The organism is Clostridium sp. CM037, assembly GCF_055081095.1.
Map to the genome: position 1 here is coordinate 1,978,048 of NZ_CM143650.1, position 19,617 is coordinate 1,997,664.

19 protein-coding genes and 1 pseudogene are annotated in these 19,617 nt (G+C 29.6%); 18 read left to right on the forward strand and 2 right to left on the reverse strand.

The window, feature by feature from the left end; genetic code table 11:
- Positions 1-250 precede the first annotated feature (250 nt).
- Genes ACWJKP_RS09660 through ACWJKP_RS09700 form a run of 9 tightly spaced genes read left to right on the forward strand, consistent with a single transcriptional unit; the run spans position 251 to position 7,576 of the window.
- The gene (locus ACWJKP_RS09660; RefSeq protein WP_165412207.1) at positions 251-721 is read left to right on the forward strand and encodes a Na+/H+ antiporter subunit E; all 471 of its coding nucleotides are present in this window, start codon (positions 251-253) and stop codon (positions 719-721) included.
- A complete protein-coding gene (locus ACWJKP_RS09665) occupies positions 714-983 on the forward strand; it encodes a monovalent cation/H+ antiporter complex subunit F (protein WP_165412208.1) in 270 nt (89 codons plus the stop codon). Before ACWJKP_RS09660 ends, ACWJKP_RS09665 begins: the two co-directional genes overlap by 8 nt.
- Entirely contained in the window at positions 980-1,300 is a 321-nt protein-coding gene (gene mnhG / locus ACWJKP_RS09670) for a monovalent cation/H(+) antiporter subunit G (protein ID WP_165412209.1), read from the forward strand. The genes ACWJKP_RS09665 and mnhG overlap by 4 nt, the downstream gene beginning before the upstream one ends.
- The gene (locus tag ACWJKP_RS09675) at positions 1,287-1,526 is read left to right on the forward strand and encodes a hydrogenase subunit MbhD domain-containing protein (RefSeq protein ID WP_165412210.1); all 240 of its coding nucleotides are present in this window, start codon (positions 1,287-1,289) and stop codon (positions 1,524-1,526) included. The genes mnhG and ACWJKP_RS09675 overlap by 14 nt, the downstream gene beginning before the upstream one ends.
- Positions 1,523-2,245 carry a hydrogen gas-evolving membrane-bound hydrogenase subunit E gene (gene mbhE / locus ACWJKP_RS09680; protein WP_165412211.1) on the forward strand — a complete coding sequence of 241 codons (723 nt, stop codon included), beginning with the start codon at positions 1,523-1,525 and terminating at the stop codon, positions 2,243-2,245. The genes ACWJKP_RS09675 and mbhE overlap by 4 nt, the downstream gene beginning before the upstream one ends.
- A gap of 2 nt (positions 2,246-2,247) precedes the next feature.
- Positions 2,248-2,610, forward strand: a complete 363-nt coding sequence (locus tag ACWJKP_RS09685; RefSeq protein ID WP_165412212.1) for a sodium:proton antiporter — start codon at positions 2,248-2,250, stop codon at positions 2,608-2,610.
- A gap of 1 nt (position 2,611) precedes the next feature.
- Complete coding sequence (locus tag ACWJKP_RS09690; protein ID WP_165412213.1) at positions 2,612-4,084, forward strand: complex I subunit 5 family protein; 1,473 nt, start codon at positions 2,612-2,614, stop codon at positions 4,082-4,084.
- Positions 4,085-4,100: 16 nt separating this feature from the next.
- Entirely contained in the window at positions 4,101-5,546 is a 1,446-nt protein-coding gene (locus tag ACWJKP_RS09695; protein ID WP_462961658.1) for a monovalent cation/H+ antiporter subunit D family protein, read from the forward strand.
- A gap of 17 nt (positions 5,547-5,563) precedes the next feature.
- The gene (locus tag ACWJKP_RS09700) at positions 5,564-7,576 is read left to right on the forward strand and encodes a complex I subunit 5 family protein (RefSeq protein WP_165412215.1); all 2,013 of its coding nucleotides are present in this window, start codon (positions 5,564-5,566) and stop codon (positions 7,574-7,576) included.
- 37 nt (positions 7,577-7,613) lie between these two features.
- On the opposite strand, the gene ACWJKP_RS09705 is transcribed toward ACWJKP_RS09700, so the two are convergent.
- Complete coding sequence (locus ACWJKP_RS09705) at positions 7,614-8,714, reverse strand: iron-containing alcohol dehydrogenase family protein (protein WP_165412216.1); 1,101 nt, start codon at positions 8,712-8,714, stop codon at positions 7,614-7,616.
- A gap of 416 nt (positions 8,715-9,130) precedes the next feature.
- Between ACWJKP_RS09705 and ACWJKP_RS09710 the strand changes: the two genes are divergently transcribed.
- From ACWJKP_RS09710 to ACWJKP_RS09745, 8 genes and pseudogenes are all read left to right on the forward strand, one after another.
- A complete protein-coding gene (locus ACWJKP_RS09710; RefSeq protein ID WP_165412245.1) occupies positions 9,131-9,841 on the forward strand; it encodes a pseudouridine synthase in 711 nt (236 codons plus the stop codon).
- 45 nt (positions 9,842-9,886) lie between these two features.
- A complete protein-coding gene (locus tag ACWJKP_RS09715; RefSeq protein ID WP_165412217.1) occupies positions 9,887-10,759 on the forward strand; it encodes a MurR/RpiR family transcriptional regulator in 873 nt (290 codons plus the stop codon).
- 191 nt (positions 10,760-10,950) lie between these two features.
- Positions 10,951-12,303, forward strand: coding sequence for an NADP-specific glutamate dehydrogenase (gdhA, locus tag ACWJKP_RS09720; protein WP_165412218.1), 1,353 nt, complete (start codon positions 10,951-10,953; stop codon positions 12,301-12,303).
- A 246-nt stretch (positions 12,304-12,549) separates the two neighbouring features.
- Positions 12,550-13,731, forward strand: a complete 1,182-nt coding sequence (locus ACWJKP_RS09725; protein ID WP_411955896.1) for a BaiN/RdsA family NAD(P)/FAD-dependent oxidoreductase — start codon at positions 12,550-12,552, stop codon at positions 13,729-13,731.
- Between the two features lie 71 nt (positions 13,732-13,802).
- Positions 13,803-14,465, forward strand: a complete 663-nt coding sequence (gene cmk, locus ACWJKP_RS09730) for a (d)CMP kinase (protein ID WP_165412220.1) — start codon at positions 13,803-13,805, stop codon at positions 14,463-14,465.
- Positions 14,466-14,506: 41 nt separating this feature from the next.
- Positions 14,507-15,340, forward strand: a pseudogene (locus tag ACWJKP_RS09735) (4-hydroxy-3-methylbut-2-enyl diphosphate reductase); the annotation flags it as partial.
- A gap of 166 nt (positions 15,341-15,506) precedes the next feature.
- The gene (locus ACWJKP_RS09740) at positions 15,507-16,565 is read left to right on the forward strand and encodes a CotS family spore coat protein (RefSeq protein ID WP_224578973.1); all 1,059 of its coding nucleotides are present in this window, start codon (positions 15,507-15,509) and stop codon (positions 16,563-16,565) included.
- A 114-nt stretch (positions 16,566-16,679) separates the two neighbouring features.
- Positions 16,680-17,549, forward strand: a complete 870-nt coding sequence (locus tag ACWJKP_RS09745) for a GNAT family N-acetyltransferase (RefSeq protein ID WP_462961659.1) — start codon at positions 16,680-16,682, stop codon at positions 17,547-17,549.
- A gap of 209 nt (positions 17,550-17,758) precedes the next feature.
- Here ACWJKP_RS09745 and ACWJKP_RS09750 read toward each other — a convergent pair whose 3' ends face one another.
- Complete coding sequence (locus tag ACWJKP_RS09750; protein WP_165412224.1) at positions 17,759-17,968, reverse strand: hypothetical protein; 210 nt, start codon at positions 17,966-17,968, stop codon at positions 17,759-17,761.
- A 270-nt stretch (positions 17,969-18,238) separates the two neighbouring features.
- Here ACWJKP_RS09750 and miaB point away from each other — a divergent pair, with 270 nt between their 5' ends.
- Positions 18,239-19,564: a tRNA (N6-isopentenyl adenosine(37)-C2)-methylthiotransferase MiaB gene (miaB, locus tag ACWJKP_RS09755; protein WP_165412225.1), complete on the forward strand. Its 1,326-nt coding sequence runs from the start codon at positions 18,239-18,241 to the stop codon at positions 19,562-19,564.
- Positions 19,565-19,617 lie beyond the last annotated feature (53 nt).

Below are 19,617 nucleotides of genomic sequence, written 5' to 3' on the forward strand. Positions count from 1 at the left end.
GATACAAGTGTTTCAAAATGGTGCATGTAATCGTTAGCTATAATAATATAGTGTATCGTATTGGTACGATTTTGAATAAGGTGCTTTTATAAAAAAGAAAAATTTCAGTTAAAACAAAAAATGAAGTTTATAAACTATTGAAAATCAATGGTTTATAAACTTCATTTTTTTGTAATAGAAAATTTGGCATGTTTATTGCTAGTTAATTATATAAAGAAACTAAGTGAAAATTTATAGGGGGATTTTTAAAATGTATTTTGGAATTGTATATTTATTATTTTGGATTGTTCTATCAGCAAATGCGAAAGTTGAAACTATTTGTATTGGTATAATAATAAGTTTATTAGTTAGAAATTTAAATAAGGATTTGATGTGTAGTAATAGACAAGTAAATTTCAAGAAAAGTATTGGAAAATGGTTATCTTACACAATTATATTGATAAAAGAAATAATAGTTTCCAATTTTAATGTGGCGAAAATAGTTTTGAGCCCTCGAATAGTAATATCGCCACAGATAGTAACAATAAACACAAAAATAAAATCTGATTTTCTTAAAACAATTTTTGCTAATTCTATAACGCTAACGCCGGGAACCTTAACCATTTCAATGGATAAAGATAAAATTACTGTGCATTGTTTGAAAGATGAATTTGCAAATGGGCTAATTAATTCGGATTTTGAAAAAAAAATTTTAGAAGTTGAGGAAGACATTTATGAGTAAACTATTGATTTTTTCCATTTTATTTTTATCAGCTACAATTTTTTTATGTATGCTGCGAGCAATTAAGGGACCAAGTGCAGCAGATAGACTTATTGCTATTAATGTTATAGGCACTAAAACTATTGTACTTATTCTTATAGTTTCATTTTTACTTAATGAAACTTTTTTTGTGGATGTAGCAATAGTATATGCTTTGATTAGTTTTTTATCTTCTATTGTAATAGCTAAATTTATTGAAAATTCAGAAGGGGGAAATATATGAGAGATTTGATTGTTGCTATTTTTCTCTTTGGAGGGTTATTCTTTTTCATGGTTGGAACACTAGGGATTATAAGATTTCCAGATGTGTTTACAAGAGCCCATAGTGCGGCTAAATGTGATACCTTAGGGGCTATATTATGCCTATCTGCATTAGTAGTATTAAGTGGATTAAGCATGGTTAGTTTGAAAATTGTGTTAATTTTTGTATTTGTATGGATTGCGAATCCAATAGCCACACACCTAATTGCTAAGGCTGAGTATACTCGGCAAGCGTCTCTTGCGAAAATAAATGGGGTGAAAAAACATGAAGATATTTAGTTTGATAATGCTGATGTTTTTAATAGGCTCCGCTGTAATCGTTTCTACTATAAAAAGTTTACTTGGTGCAATAATAGTATTTATGGTTTATAGCCTTATCATGACAAGTCTATGGCAACAGCTTAATGCTCCCGATTTAGCAATAACTGAAGCCGCAGTTGGAGCAGGTATTACTACAATTTTATTTATACTTACACTGAAAAGAGTTAAAGGAGTAAGAAAATGAGAAAACTTTTATCTATTGGGATTACAACAACTTTAATTATGATTTTACTTTTGGGAGTTAATGAACTTCCGAAATTTGGACAATATGATAATCCTGCTAATAATGAAGTTGCACATTATTACATAGAGAAAACAACAGAAGAAACTGGTGCAATGAATATTGTTACAGGTATTATTTTAGATTACCGTGCCTTTGACACTTTTGTTGAGTCAAGTGTATTGTTCACTGCCTCAATTATAGTTTTGTTACTTCTAAAGAAGGAAAGGTACTCTAAGGATACAGGTACTTACGAAATTATTATAAAAAGTACTATTTTAAAAGAAGTAAGCAAAGTACTAATACCTTGTATTCAGATTTTTGGAATTTATATAATTTTTTATGGACATCTAAGTCCAGGTGGGGGATTTGCAGGTGGAACAATTATAGGTACAAGTCTCATCTTATATAGAATAATTTATGGTAAAAAGTTCACAGATAAAAAATTACCATACTCAAGATTAATAACCTATCTATGTGGAGCAATTATATTTTATGGATTATTAAAAGGGTATAGTTTTATAACCGGTGGAAATCATTTAGGGCTTCCGCAGCCTAGTTTAGGAACTCCAGGTAATATACTCAGTGGTGGGTTTTTATTGCCACTTAACATATTAGTAGGAAGTATTGTAGCGATTACTATATACTTTTTTTTCACTTTATTTGACAGAGGAGAAATTTAATTATGGAAGGATTAATAAATAATTATTATGAGACTGGCGCAATCATACTGTTTGGAATTGGGTTTGCAATACTATTATTGCATAATAATTTAATAAAAAAAATAATTGGTATGAATATAATGGATACAGCAATTTTTTTATTTTTTATTGGAAAGGGATATATTTTAGGAAAAGATGCCCCCATTATTATAGGGGCACATAAAGGAATTCAAGGTTACATCAATCCTGTTCCTTCTGCTCTTATGCTGACGGGGATAGTTGTAGCAGTCAGTACAACAGCATTTGCCCTTGCACTAACAGTGAGGCTGTATGAAGGATACGGTACCATTGAACTAGATGAAATTATTAAGATGAGGAGTGATTAAAATGAGCCTAATCGAGAGTTTTCCACTTACAATTATATTGATATTGTTCATTCCGGCATTTATAATGCCTTTAATTAAAAAAACAAAGATTGTTAAGGGGATTAGTTTAATATCAATGACAATAGTCATAATTTTAGCAGTGATAAATTTAATCTTTGTTATTAACAAGGGAGGATATTTATATAGAATTGGACATTTTAATGCACCTTATGGAATTGAATTCCGCATTGGAATAATTGAGGCTATAATGGGTTTGGTTTTTACATTTGTTTCACTTATGATAATTTGGTATTCAATTTATAGTATAGAAAAGGAAATCAAAGAATCAAAGGTAGCTTTATATTATTTACTTATAAACATTTTAATAGGTTCCTTACTCGGCGTAGTATATTCTAATGATTTGTTTAACTGTTTTGTATTTATAGAAGTAGGGACACTTGCGTCTTGTGGCACTATTATTGTTAAAGACAAAAAAGAAAACATAAAAGCCACTATGAAATATTTAATTATGAGTTGCCTCGGATCCGGTCTTGTACTTATGGGAATTGCTTATTTGTATTCAATGACTGGGCATTTGAATATAGATTACATTCATGAAATATTAATTAAAAGCCACTTAAATTATCCAAATGCAGTACTAATTTCTATAGTTTTATTTATTGTTGGCCTTGGAGTAAAAAGTGCTATGTTCCCACTTCACAATTGGCTACCAGATGCCCATTCAAGTGCACCTACCTCCTCAAGTGCACTTTTATCTTCTTTAGTTTTAAAGGCATTTGTTTTACTTTTAATTAAGATATTATATAGACTTTATGGAATGGAAATAATTAAGTATTATTCTGTTTTGAATATTATATTGATATTAGGTAGTTTAGGAATGATAATGGGCTCAGTTTTTGCTATCTTTCAAAAAAACATAAAAAGAGTTATAGCATATTCTACTGTGGCACAAATGGGGTATATATTTCTTGGTATAGGTCTTGGAACTGATTTAGGAGTTTCCATTGCTATATTCCATATTATTGGGCATTCGGTAACTAAATCAGCTTTGTTTTTATTAGTTGGTGGAATGATAGAACAAACAGGACATAAAACATTAGAACATTTAAAGGGGATAGGGAGAGAAATGCCACTAACCTTAGGATTATTTTCTATGGGTGCATTATCTATGATAGGAATTCCAATATTGCCTGGATTTATAAGCAAGTGGCACTTATCTTTAGCATCTATAGCATCTGGAGATACAATTTTAGTTGCAGTTATATTGCTTAGCAGTTTATTAAATGCAGTATATTATTTTCCAATCATAATAAATGGATTTTTTGGAGAAGAAAATTTACAAGATAAAGTATATAAATCTAAAAGCAAACCTGTAAAAGAATTGATGCCTGTAATTTTTCTAGTGATTTCAATGGTTTACGTGGGATTAACGTCTAGTGGTATTATAGATTTAATTAGCTTGGGACTTAAGTAGAGGAGATGCTTCGCAGTTGAATAATATCACAATAATAATACCAATTTTATTCCCATTTATATTAGCAATAATTATGGCAACAATAAAATTAGATGAAAAGAAAAGAAATATTTTTGTTAGTATGGGCGTTATATTAAATTTTATTTTTCTAGTTACTATATTTTATGTGTTTGGAGAAAGTAGAATTCATCTATTTAAAATAAATGAATTTCTAGATATTTATTTTAAAATAGATAAGTTAAGTATATTGTTTTCTTTATTAGTTGCAATTTTATGGATTTTCACTACCTTCTATGCCATGGAATATATGAAACACGAAGGTAAAGAAAGGAAATTTTATACTTTTTTTCTTGCAACGCTTGGTGTAACCATAGGAATCGCCTTTTCAGGAAATCTTATAACACTTTACGCTTTTTATGAATTTCTTACCTTGTCAACATTCCCGCTTGTAATTCACACTGATTCAAAAGAAGCGTTAAAAAGCGGAAAAAAATATCTGATATATTCATTTGTAGGTGCCACATTGGTTTTGCTTGGAATGATTTTATTATTCAGCATTACGAATGATACAACATTTAATGCTCATGGTATTTTGCCATCACTAACAAATGATAATAAAAATCTATATTTGGTAAGCTACGCTTCAATGTTTTTAGGTTTTGGAGTTAAAGCAGCCCTTGTACCATTCCATTCATGGCTACCTGCGGCAATGGTTGCTCCAACTCCAGTTAGTGCACTGCTTCATGCAGTCGCCGTTGTAAAATCGGGAATTTTTGCTATTATACGGATGAGTTATTTTATCTTTGGGACAGAAATAATCAGGCAGCTCCATATAAATATATTTTTAAGTATTCTGATAGTAATTTCAATTTTAATGGGTTCATTCTTAGCATTACATCAAGAAAATTTAAAAAAGAGGTTAGCTTACTCAACAATTAGTCAATTAGGATATGTATTATTAGGCGTGGTTCTTTTAAATGAAGATGCATTTGTTGGAGGTCTGATTCATTTAATTAATCATGCAGTAATTAAGATTGTTCTTTTTTTCTGTGTTGGAGCGATAATGTACACTACGGGGAAAACAGAGATTAGTCAGATTAGAGGTATTGGCAAACAGATGCCAATAACAATGGGATGTTTTAGTGTAGCTGCAATATCACTTATCGGAATTCCACCAACAAATGGTTTTGTTAGTAAGTGGTATCTAGCTCAGGGCGGACTTACAGAAGGGAAAATGGTTTTTCCTGCAATATTGCTTATTAGTGCATTATTAACTGCACTATACCTTCTTCCAGTTATAACAGAAGCCTTTTTCAAAAAAGGGGAGAACACTATAGTTAAAGAAGCGCCAATAAAAATGTTACTACCCATAGTTATGATAACCATTATAATTGTTTTACTTGGATTATTTCCTAATATGCTTATCTCATTTATTCAGAAAATTGCCAGTGAGGTAATTTAAGAAAGGAGGGTATTATATTGAAATCCACTACGTATTTACTGTTTATTTTGTTGTTTCCACTTATTAGTTCTTTAATAGGTTACATCATAGGCATGAAAAATGAAAAATATAGGGATATCTTTAATATTGTAATGACTGCCATTGTATTTGTAGTTATTACTATATTATATAAATATGTTGTAGTACAGCCAATAGAGTTATCTATACCTTATATTATGGGTACAGGTCTTCATTTGAAATTGGATATGTTTAGATATGTTTTTGTCTGGCTTACAGCTATGATATGGTTTTTAACTACAATATATTCAACACAGTATTTAAAAAATACTAAAAACAGGAATAGATATTATCTGTTTTTTATGTTAACCCTAGCAAGCACCATTGGGATTTTCATATCAGAAAATTTTTTAAATTTGTTTACTTTCTTTGAAATTATGTCATTTACATCATATGCCTTAATAATTAACGATGAAGATGATTATTCGCATGATGCAGGAAATACTTACATTATAATGGCAGTAACTGGTGGTCTTATTTTGCTTATGGGGTTATTTTTGCTATATAATTATACTCAAACATTAGATATCAGTGAACTTAGAGCTTGCGTAAGCAAGTTAGGCGATGTAAAGTATCTCATCGTAACTTTAATTATTATAGGTTTTGGTGTGAAAGCAGGAATGGTACCATTACATATATGGTTACCGAAGGCATATCCTGCAGCGCCAACGCCTGCAACTATTGTTTTATCTGCAGTTTTAGCGAAGACCGGTATATTTGGAATTATATTAACTATTGAAGTAATTATGAGTGGAGATTTTATGATTTCTATTATTATTCTAGTGATAGGTCTTCTAAATATGTTCATTGGTGGTTTTCTAGCCATGATGCAGAGAAACATAAAAAGAATTCTTGCATATAGCAGCATGAGTCAAATTGGTTATATCCTTGTTGGAATAGGACTCATAGGAATTTTGAAAGAGCATAGGACTATAGCTATTTATGGTACATTGTATCATGTTATAAATCATGGAATTTTTAAAGCCCTATTATTTATGGGCACAGGAACCATATATTTAGTGCTAAATGAGGTTAGCATAAATAAAATTGGTGGCTTTGGAATTAATAAACATGCATTAAAGATAATGTTTTTTATAGGCGTTCTATCAGTAATAGGGATGCCTGGTTTAAATGGATTCACTAGTAAAACAATGCTGCATGAGGCACTTATCGAAGCGGAGCATATGTATGGGTGGATGTTTTTTAAAATATGTGAAATTGTGTTTATAATAAGTAGTAGCTTTACTGTAGCCTATTTACTGAAAATATTTATAGCTGTATTTATAGAAAAAAGCAATCAAAATATTGAAAAAGTAAAGGCGAAGATAACTAAAATGACACTTTTACCAATGGCTATATTTAGCTTAATGAGTATTTATATTGGACTTAATCCGAGTGTAATCTTACATGTGTTAGATAAAGCTTTAAAGCCATTTGGAAATGCACAACCAATAGCCGTGGATTTCTACACTTTTAATAATATTAAAAGCTCCTTTATAATAATATTAATTGGTATCGTAATTTATATGGGATTTATAAGAAAAGTGTTAAAAAAAGGGGAAGGTACTAATTGGTATTATGTGAATCCAACCTTGAATTGGATAAGTTTAGAAAAACATATATATAAGCCTCTAGGAAAAGGTATTATTTTTATTAGTTGCTTTATTTTTCATATAATTGACCGTTCAGTAGTTAACAGTGTTACTTTTATAGGGAGCAGTATTGATTCAATTAGTAAAAGGGAAATCGATTATGGAAAATCTATTATAAGAAGAATGAGAAGCGAATTTGTTAATTTATTTAGTACTCAAGATATTAACAAATGCAAAATTGAGAGGGAAGAGGAAACGTCAGAAATTGTAAATATAAAATCAAAAATAGAAGAAATAGGGTATAACATGAATAGTTTAACTTACTCACTATTTATATTTGGTATTCTACTCGTGGTGTCTTTGTTATTTTTAATGCCCTAAAAAAAAAGCAAATATTGATTTGCTTTTTTTGGAATATTTATAATTTGAAACTATTCTTATAAATATTTAGTATATCTTCTCGCTTTACAGGTGTGGGATGATTTTTTAACTTATTATTGTTTAAGGTCATTTTATCACTATAAGAACATATGTCTTCATAAGTTACACTATTTACATCACCAAGCATAGAGTTTAAAAAATAGCCAAGTTCATCTAAATTCTCTAGGGTTAATAGATATAAAATCTTTTTAACTTTACTTTTATCATCGCAAAATTCTAAATATGACTTTAAAAGTACTCCATTTGCTTTCCCATGAGGTATATTATGAAAATATGTAAGAGCATAACCCATTCCATGTGGAAGAGATGTTCCAGATTGCGCTATAACCATACCAGCTAAAGTTGAAGCTACCATTAGTTTTTTTCGTATAGTATAGGTGAAATCTTTTTCTTTTATCATATTTAGACATTCACCAAATAATTTTAACCCCTTTTCTGCTAAAGCATCACTTAAGATATTTGCGTTTGTTGACAAATATCCTTCTACTAAATGTGATAAAGCGTCTACTGAAGTATTAATAGTTATTTTTTCTGGTAAAAACATTAGATATTTTACATCTAGCATAGCATATTCAGGAAATATTCTTTGACATATACCATGCTTTGTTTGTAGTTCATTATCTGTAACTATAGAGTATGGAGTTGTTTCGGTTCCTGTTCCAGCTGTTGTTGGTACGGCAATTATAGGTATAGATTTTAAATTTGGGCTTTCAAACAAATTATATATTGTATCATTTGGGTTATTTATGAGCACACCGGCTGCTTTTGCGGCATCAATGGGAGATCCCCCTCCGATTCCAATAATGAAATTAGATTTTTGTAATATTCCAAGTTTTGCAATGGTTTCTACAGTTTCTAAAGAGGGATTTTCTTCTACATTATTAAAAACATCATATGTAATTCCTTCTTTTTTCAACGCATTAGTAACATCTTTTAATGAACCATTAGTGATTGAAGAGGTTTTACCAGTAACAATTAAAGCTTTTTCTCCATAATTACAAAATAAATTGCTGTTTTTTAGTACTACGTCTTCATCTAGTAATATTTTTGTTGGCATGTAGTAATTAGTAAAGTTCATAGTATATCCTCCTTTTATAATAATATATTTTGTGTATATTATAGCATTAGATACATCAAAATAAAAACAAGTTAAATCTATTAGTAATTGAAGTCGTCAATAATGCAATATATTTCCTTGGAAATATATTGCATTATTAACGGTGCTTGTGTTTTAAAATGAAAAATAATTTTTCAACAATTGATTTTTTATTAATATACTATATAATTATCCGTGAAGACTTATTTATATATATATTAATTTTAATTTTAAATCAATTTTAATTCATAATAGATTATGGAATGTGGTTAGAAATATTTGGTGAAAAATACATTTATTGTGATATTCATTTATTAAGTGGAATTTAGCTTATGAAATTTTTTTAATAGGAGATATATATTTATACAGTGACTAAAATAATATTAGGAAGTGATATAGTGGAAGAACGATTGCAAAAATTCATGGCGAGCTGTGGTGTTGCTTCACGAAGAAAATGTGAGGAAATAATTACAGCAGGAAGAGTAAAAGTAAATGATTTAATGGTTACAGAACTTGGTCATAAAGTTGACCCTGAAAAAGATAGGGTACATGTGGATAATAAAATTATCAATATGGAAGAAAACAAAGTTTACATTGCACTAAATAAACCAGAAGGGATAGTATCTACTGTAAAGGACGAAAAAGAAAGAAAAACTATTCTAGATTTGGTGAAGGTAAAAGAAAGAATATATCCCATAGGACGGTTAGACTATGATACATGTGGTTTAATTATATTAACGAATGATGGGGATATCTATAATAAGGTTATTCATCCAAGACAAGCAATCAACAAAGTTTATTTAGCAATACTAGAAGGATGCCCAAATGAAGAAGAAATATCTAAGTTCTGTAATGGGATAGATATTGAAGGATACATTACAGCGAAAGCGGATCTTCAAATAAATAAGAGGGTTGGATTCAACTGCAGGGCTACAATTACTATACATGAAGGAAAAAATCGCCAAATCAGAAAAATGTGTGATGCAATAGGACATCCAGTTATTGCATTAAAAAGAGTTTCTGTGGGCAATATTTTATTAGGCGATATGGAAAAGGGTTCATGGAGAAACTTGACTGAAGATGAAATAAAATATTTGAAAAATCTATAATTAAATGATGCATTATATGTGGGATATGAAAGGATTGAGTTGGTTATGGAAAACAGCAAACAAGATTTGATGAGGTCTATTCAAATCAAGTTTCCACGGTTAAGTAAGGGGCAAAAATTAATAGCAGAATATATTTTAAAACACTATGATAAGGCAGCATTTATGACAGCAGCCAAATTAGGTACTAGTGTAGGAGTAAGTGAATCTACTGTTGTAAGATTTGCTAATGAGTTAGATTTCACTGGTTATCCAAAACTACAGAAAGCTCTTCAAGAATTAATTAAAAATAAGCTAACTACCGTTCAAAGAATTGAGTTGTCTAACGACTTCATTACGCAAGAAAATGCATTAAAAGGTGTATTAAAAGCTGATATGGAAAATATTAGAGCTACTCTGGAGAAGATTAATTATAAAACTTTTGAAGAGATAGTAAATTCACTATTTAAGGCTGAAAGAATATACATAATCGGACTTAGAAGTTCATCTGCATTAGCAGAATTTTTGGGTTTTTATTTAAATCTTATTTTAGATAATGTTAAGGTCGTAGCATATGGTGTCAGCGATATATTTGAGCAGATGCTTAATGTTAATGAAAAAGACGTAGTGATTGGAATAGGGTTTCCAAGGTACGCAACAAGAACAATTGAAGCTTTGGCTTTTGCTAAAAGTAGAAATGCTAATGTTGTAGCAATTACAGATGGTTTATTATCTCCACTAGCTGCTAAAGCTGACTATACATTAATAGCTCAAAGTAATATGGCTTCATTTGTTGATTCTTTAGTAGCGCCACTCAGTGTAATAAACGCATTAATTATTGCTGTGGGATTAAGAGAAAAAGAAAAAATTTCAAGGACATTTTCTAATTTGGAGACCGTATGGGAAGAATATCAAGTTTATTCTTATAAAGATAAAGATTAGGATGATTAGTATGAGATAAGTGGATATAAATATTTGCTTTTTATTTTAAAATATAATTATAATTCTTTAAATGAGGAAGAAATAGTGCATACTATAAATTATGTGCAAAGTAGTAGCAATCTAGTATATATATACATACATATATATGTATTAAATCCAAATAAAACATTAATTTAGGGAGGAAATAAATTATGGAAGTAAAAGAATATATAGAGCAAGTATTAGAAAATGTTAAAAAGAGAAATCCTAATGAACCTGAATTTTTACAAACAGTTGAAGAAGTTTTAGGATCTTTAGGACCAGTTTTAGAAAAACATCCAGAGTATATTGAGGCAAACCTGTTAGAAAGATTCTGTGAACCTGAAAGACAAATGATGTTTAGGGTTCCATGGATAGATGATGCAGGCGTTACACAGGTTAACCGTGGTTTTAGAGTGCAATTTAATGGATGTATAGGACCATTTAAAGGCGGTTTAAGATTTCATCCTTCAGTTTATATTGGAATCATTAAATTTCTAGGATTTGAACAAGTGTTAAAGAATTCATTAACTGGACTTCCAATAGGTGGAGGTAAAGGTGGTTCTGATTTCGATCCAAAAGGGAAATCAGATGCTGAGATAATGAGATTCTGCCAAAGCTTTATGACTGAACTTTACAGATATATAGGGCCAGATGTTGACGTTCCAGCTGGAGACATTGGTGTTGGAGGACGAGAAATTGGCTATTTATATGGACAATACAGAAGGATTAAAGGAACTTTTCAAAATGGAGTTCTTACAGGAAAAGGGTTAGCGTATGGCGGAAGTTTAATAAGACCACAAGCTACAGGTTTTGGGATAGCTTATTTCTGTGAAGAAATGCTTAAACATGAAGGGCTAGATTTTAAAGGTAAAACAGTATCTACTTCAGGTTTCGGAAACGTTGCTTGGGGTGTTTGCACTAAAGTTGCTGATTTAGGTGGTAAAGTAGTTACACTTTCAGGTCCAGACGGATATATATACGATCCAAATGGAATAACAGGAGAGAAAATAGATTACTTAGTTGAAATGTTAAGGGTAAATAAAGGCTCAAGGGTTAAGGACTATGCTGACAAGTATGATGTTGAATTCCATGCTGGAGAAAAACCATGGAATGTAAAAGTTGATATAGTAATACCCTGTGCTACACAAAACGATATTAATATAGAGCACGCTAAACAAATAGTCGCAAATGGAATAAAATTTGTTTGTGAAGGTGCTAACATGCCATGTACTAACGAAGCAGTTGACTACTTCTTAGAAATGGGCGTTAATGTAGGACCATCTAAGGCTGCAAATGCAGGCGGAGTTGCTACATCAGCACTTGAAATGAGTCAAAATAGCATGAGGTTATCATGGACGGCTGAAGAAGTTGATGAAAAATTACATGAAATTATGATTAATATATACAAAAATTGTAAAGATGCTTCAGAAGAATTTGGATTTGGTTATAATCTAGTTTCAGGAGCTAACATCGCAGGATTTGTTAAAGTTGCAGAAGCAATGCACGCACAAGGAAATTATTAATTCTTAAGTATATATTTCAAAGAGAATCCTTTTAGGGGGATTCCCTTTTTTATTTTTTTATTTTTTAGTTATATAAAAGAGTGTGATATAATAGAATGCATATATTTATTTGAATTACGGTGTTTATTTTTAAATAAGGTTGAATAAATTAATGTATTATATTAATTTATAAATTTATAATTGTAAGTATTATAAGGGAGTGATTAGGTGGCAAAAGTAGTTATTATTGGAGGAGGACCAGCAGGTATGATGGCAGCTGTTACAGCTTCATCAAAACATGATGTGGTACTCATTGAAAAAAATGAAAAATTAGGGAGAAAACTTTATATAACTGGGAAGGGTAGATGCAATATTACAAATGCGAAGGATATTGGTGATTTTTTTGAACATATACCATGTAATCCTCATTTTTTATATAGTTCTTTATATTCCTTTACTAATGAAGATACAATGAATTTCTTTAAAGAATTAGGAGTTAACCTTAAGGTTGAAAGAGGAGATAGAGTATTTCCAGAGTCAGATAAGTCTTCGGATATTATAAAAGCGTTTACTACGGAATTAAGAAATAAAAATGTTAAAGTGCAATTAAACTCAAAAGTGAAAAAGCTAGTTAGGGATAATCAGAAGATTGTCGGAGTACAGCTTGCTGATGGAAGTTATGTATATGGAGATTACTTTATATTATGTACCGGCGGTTTATCATATCCACAAACGGGATCATCTGGTGAAGGTTTATCTTATACTCGTGCTTTAGGACACAATATAATTAAACCTAAAGCATCACTTGTACCAATAGAGTTTGATGAAACGTGGGTTTCGGATTTACAGGGCCTCTCTCTAAAAAATGTAGAATTAAAAATTACTAATAGTAAGAATAAGAGTCTATATAAAGAGTTTGGGGAAATGCTTTTTACACATTATGGTGCTTCAGGACCTATTGTTTTAAGCGCAAGTAGTTTTATAAAAGAAGGAGAAAAATTTAAGGCTGTGATAAATCTTAAACCAGCATTAAGTGAAGTTGAACTTGATAAGCGAGTTCAAAGTGATTTCTTGAAATATGCAAACAAAGCTTTTAAGAATTCATTAGATGATTTACTTCCTAGAAAACTAATTAATACAATAATTCAATTATCTAATATTGATGAAGATAAAAAAGTGAATTCTATTACTAAAGAAGAAAGAAAAACCGTAGTAAATTTACTCCAAAATTTAACGTTTAATATTAAGTCTCTTCGCCCAATAGAAGAAGCAATTATAACTAGTGGTGGAGTAGATACTTTAGAGATAGATGCTTCTACCATGAAATCAAAAAAAATTGATAATCTTTATTTTGCAGGTGAAATGATAGATGTAGATGCATATACAGGAGGTTATAACCTTCAAATAGCATTATCAACAGGGAATTTAGCCGGGAATAATGTAGGGTAATTTAATGCTACGTCTAGTAGCAAATTAATGCTATTAAAACTAGCATCTTTATAAACGAGGGGTGAATTAGTATGGGAATTTCCGTTGCCATAGATGGACCTGCAGGTGCAGGTAAAAGTACTATAGCTAAAATGATAGGTGAAAAATTTGGTCTTATGTATATTAACACGGGAGCAATGTATAGAGCAGTTACTTTAAAGGCAATGAATGCAAACATATCAGAAAGCAATGTAGATGATTTACTTAAAATGGTGGAATCTTTAGAAATTCATTTTGAAGAAGATCGTCTATTTGTTAATAAGGAAGATTTGACAGATATGATAAATATGCCTATTATAAGCAACAATGTTTCAAAGTATGCAGCTATTCCTGAAATCAGAGAAATACTTGTTAAGCTACAACAAAATATAGCCAAAAAATTTAATGTTATTATGGATGGACGCGATATTGGTACAGTTGTACTTAAGGATGCTACTTTTAAATTTTACTTAACTGCTAGTAGCGAAGAGAGAGCGAAAAGAAGATATGAAGAATTAATTTCTAAGGATATAGAAGTTGATTACAATACTATTTTAAAGGATATTATAAAAAGAGATTATATTGATACACATAGAGAGACTAGTCCACTTATAAAAGCGGAAGATGCTATAGAAATCGATTCCTCTGATTTAAGCATTAATGGAGTAGTTGAAACAATTGTGGAATATATTAATTTGAAAATTAAGAATAGTTAATTCAGTACTTTTTACGATTACTTATATATGGAGGTGGCAGTATGAGAAAAATAACACTAGCAGATTCAGCTGGTTTTTGTTTTGGAGTTAAACGAGCTGTAGATACAGCTTTAAATATGAAAGAAAAATATAATAATGAAATCTATACACTAGGGCCACTTATTCATAATACTGATGTTGTGGATTTTTTGAAAGAGAATTCAATATTTCCTATAGAACTTGATAATATCTCAAGATTAAAAGAAAATGATACGATTATTATAAGATCGCATGGAGTATCTGAAAAAACAATAAATATTTTAAAAGAAACTAGCCTTAATGTAATAGATGCAACATGTCCTTATGTAGCCAATATTCATAAAAAGGTGAAAAAATATTACGATTTAGGATATCATATAATTATAGTTGGAGATAAAAATCATCCCGAAGTTATTGGAATTAATGGATGGTGTAATGATTCTGCAGTAATACTTAAGAGTGGCACGGAGCTCGGTAATATATCAAATAAAGTATGTGTGGTATCTCAAACAACAGAGAGGCAGGCTACTTGGGAGGATGTATTAACCAAGGTAATAAAAAGCTGTAAGGAAATAGTTGCATTCAACACTATATGCAGTGCAACTGAAGTGCGCCAAAAATCAGCAGAAGAACTTTCAATTAAAGTTGATGCTATGGTTGTTATTGGCGGTTTTAATAGTTCCAATACTACAAAGCTTTATGAAATATGTAAGAAAAATTGTGAAAATACAATACATGTAGAAAATTTATTAGGTATTCCTGATGAATTTATAAAAGATAAAAATGTTAAGAGTATAGGGGTCACAGCCGGAGCCTCAACACCGGATTGGGTTATTAAAGAGGCAATTTTAAAAATGAAATAATAAATTATAGAAGAACAACATTTTCTTTAAGAAAATTTCTCATAAAAAACGTGTTGCATAAAATTATGCAAGCACGTTTTTTTATAATTTTTACGAATTATTGAATACTAAATTAAATTAGCTAATATAATTTAATAGTACTATTATGGGAGAGAGAAAATTGAAAGGTAATTCAAGAACAATTGATCGCTTAAATATAATTACTAATAAAAAGATGCAAACATTAATAAATGTAGTTAGGAAGTATAAATTAGAGTTAATAACTGCTGAAAAAGTTAGAAGTGCATATAAGATTACAACAGATAATGGTGATTTCTGTTTAAAGAAAATGAGGCATGGAAGAAGTAAGGTTAAAAATGGTTGTATTTTAACAGAAGAACTACTACTGAATAACTTTACAAATACACCTAAATATTTTAGAACAAAAGACGGAGCTTTTTCTGTAAGCTATAAAAAAAATATATATTACTTAACAGAATGGTTAGAAGGCTGTGAATGTGATTTAACTGATATTGATGAAGCTGTGAATTGTACAAAACTCTTAGCACAATTTCATAACACCTCAAATAAAATTGACCATAATAAAATTCATATACCAAACAATTTAAAGAATTGGCCTAAAATTTTCACTAACAATTTAAATGATTTTAAAAGATTCGAAAGAATAATTACTGGCAAAAGGATAAAAAATGAATTTGATATTCATTTTCTAGAAAACATTGATAACTTTTATAATAGAGGTATGTCTTCCATTAATATTCTAAATAAGTCACAGTATTATAAGTTATCAAAAGTAGCAAATGATAAAAAAATAATATGTCATAATAACTATTGTTATCAGAACATAATTAAAAAGGATGGAGAGTACTTCATAATTAACCTTGATAGTATTATGATTGATTTACAAATAAGTGATTTGGGGAGACTTATTCGGAGATTGATGTTCGAAAAAGCTTATGGGTGGGATTTTAATTTTGCTAAAGTTCTGATTGAAGCATATAATTCTACTAATAAATTAAACAAAGAAGATTTAGAGATAATGCTTGCCTTAATAATATTCCCTCATAAGTTTTGGAAGTTAGCGGGGACGAGATATATGAAACAAAAAAAATGGTCTGAGACTAAATATTTGCATAAACTTAATAAAATAACATGCCACAATGAAGCTCAAGAGAAGTTTTTTAATGAATATTTAAGCTTTTTAGAAGAATATTCATAAATTATAATAAATTTCTTGTAAAACTATTAATAGTAGATTTATAATTATAAATGTATTAAAATTTTATAAATAATCAAATTTATTTAAAAATAAATATTATTGGAGTAAAGTTAAATGTATAAATTAATAAGTCTAACTTTAAAAAATATTGATAGTTTTAGAAAAATCAGTAAAATTAATACTAACTTTAGCTTATCGAATACAGGTTTCTTTGAACAGTATGATAATAGTAACATTATTCAAAAATTGTTTTTAAGAAAAACTGTAAACTTACTATTAGAAAAAAATAATTATATAGGTTATATATGGTTTGAAAAACATACTAAATATCATAGTTCCATTAATTCAATAAATGTAATAGAGGATAATAATTTAGTCTACTGCTATAAAACTTTAATTAGTTCACTGGTAAGTAATAGCTTAATAACTTATGAATGTGAAGATAATGGAATGAACATAGATATTTTAACTGAGTTAGGATTTACGAGATTAAAGGGAGTTATGGAACTAGAAGTAGAGTGCAAAGAATATTTTAATACCCTTGTTCCTAGTAATATTACTTTTTCTATAGTAAAAAAGGATAAAAATGAAAAAGAACGCTGTTTATTACAAAATGAAATATTTAAAAATGATGATAGAATTCCAATAAATATAGAAGATATCTATTATGATGAAGCACAGGAATATTATTTTAATAAGGGCGCAATATTTATTGAACTTGATAATATACCCATTGGATATGGACAAATTATAGTTGAAGATAAGGTAGCAGTCATAGTAAATTTCGGAATAGTAGAGAAATACAGAAAAGAAGGATATGGGAAAGTGCTTTTAAGGTATTTGCTTAATATAGCTATGGATAATGACTTTTCTAAAGTCTCACTTAAGGTGGATTCTAATAATGTTTTCGCTTTAAAATTATATATTTCATTAGGTTTTAATGTTAAAAAGGAAGTTTATACTTGGAAAAAAACCAAAGCTTAATAATGCACATAAAAAGAGATAGAGGATTCTATCTCTTTTATATTTTATCTTCAATATCAGAAAGCATTCTTATTTTGTTATAGTAAGGAATTCTCACTAACAGAAGTGGGGGATATTCCTTCTGAAATGTCATTAAATCATCTCCTGCGGAGCTGAAATATCAATGACTTCAGATGGAGATTAAGACTTCCACTTAGGTTTTTCTTTTGTTATAGTAAGGAATTCTCACTTATAGAGGTAGGTGACATTCCTTCTGAAATGTCATTAAACTGGTTTAGTATAAGTTCAACAGGAACATAGGATGCTTTCATGTTTAGCATATTACTATGGTTACACATACAATAATAACTTCTGTCACCTATGCAATTGTATTGTAAACTCGTATCTTTAATAGTCTTTTCTTTTTTTGCATCATACATATAAAATCACTCCTCTTAGGTAGGTTATCCTAAAAACAGAAATTTAATCTAGAAATAAAAAACAAATATAAGTGCTAATTAAAAGATTATAATATGTAATTTTTGCTATATTAAAATAGAAAAACAACTGGTAAAAGTATAATCTGATTCATACATATATTTAAAATAGATTAATTATATAATCAATTATTAAAAATGACTTTAAAAAAGCTTTCATATTATATATAATGGTATGTATTAATACTTTTTTTTATAAAGGAGAATGCACTAATGAATAAAATACTTAATTACTACATAGAAACATGGGGATGCCAAATGAATGAGGAGGACTCTGAAAAATTATCTGGTATGCTAATACCAGTGGGATATAAGAGAACTTTGGATAAGGGAACTGCTGATATAATTATATTCAACACTTGTTGTGTTAGAGAGAACGCAGAGCAAAAGGTTGATGGAAATATAGGCGCTTTAAAAACAATGAAAAAAAATAATCCAAAGCTTATAATTGCGATTATTGGATGTATGATGCAGCAAGATGGTATGGCAAAACATATAATTACTAAATTTCCATTTGTAGATATTATCATTGGAACACATAATGCTCATAAATTCCCAGAGTACTTAAATAGAATACAAGGTGGAGAATCATCTATCGTTGAAATTTGGGATAAAGAAGAAAATATTATAGAAGGAATTAAAATAGATAGGGGAAATAATTTAAAAGGTTTTGTTACAATTATGTATGGTTGCAACAATTTTTGCACTTATTGCATAGTACCTTATGTGAGAGGCCGCGAGCGAAGTCGAAAGCCTGAAGAAATTATTAATGAAATAACAGCTATGGTTGCACAAGGGTACAAAGAGATAACCTTACTTGGTCAAAATGTTAACTCCTACGGTAAGGGATTAACTCCTGAAATAAATTTTGCACAGTTACTTAGAAGAATTAACACTATTGAAAATTTAGAGAGATTAAGATTTATGACATCTCATCCTAAGGATTTATCTAATGAGGTAATGCAAGTGATTGCTGAAGGTGATAAGATTTGTGAACATGTTCATTTACCAGTACAATCAGGTTCGTCTAATCTTCTAAATAAAATGAATAGACATTATGATAGGCAGCAATATTTGGATTTGGTTAAAGATATTAGAACGACAATACCTAATGTAGGAATAAGTACAGATATTATCGTTGGATTTCCAGGAGAAACAGAGGAAGATTTTGCAGAGACTCTAAGCCTTATGGAAGAGGTAAAATTTAATTTAGCATTTACGTACCTTTATTCTAAAAGAAAAGGAACTCCTGCTGATGAAATGCTAGACCAAGTGCCAGACGATGTTAAGCATGAAAGATTTAATAGATTAATTGAAGTTGTTAATAGAAATTGTGCAGAAAGAAACAGAGAATGTGTAGGTAAAATAGTGGAAGTGTTGGTAGAAGGTTATAGTAAAAATGATAAAAACAAATTAAGTGGAAGAACTAGAAATGGAAAATTAGTGAACTTCGAGGGGAACGACAAAGCTATTGGAGATCTCGTATCAGTTCAAATAACTGAGGCACACTCTTTTTCACTTTTAGGAGAAGAAATATAAGGTGCATGAGAATAAATGCATATTAGGGGCATGAAAGTAAATAACAAGTCATT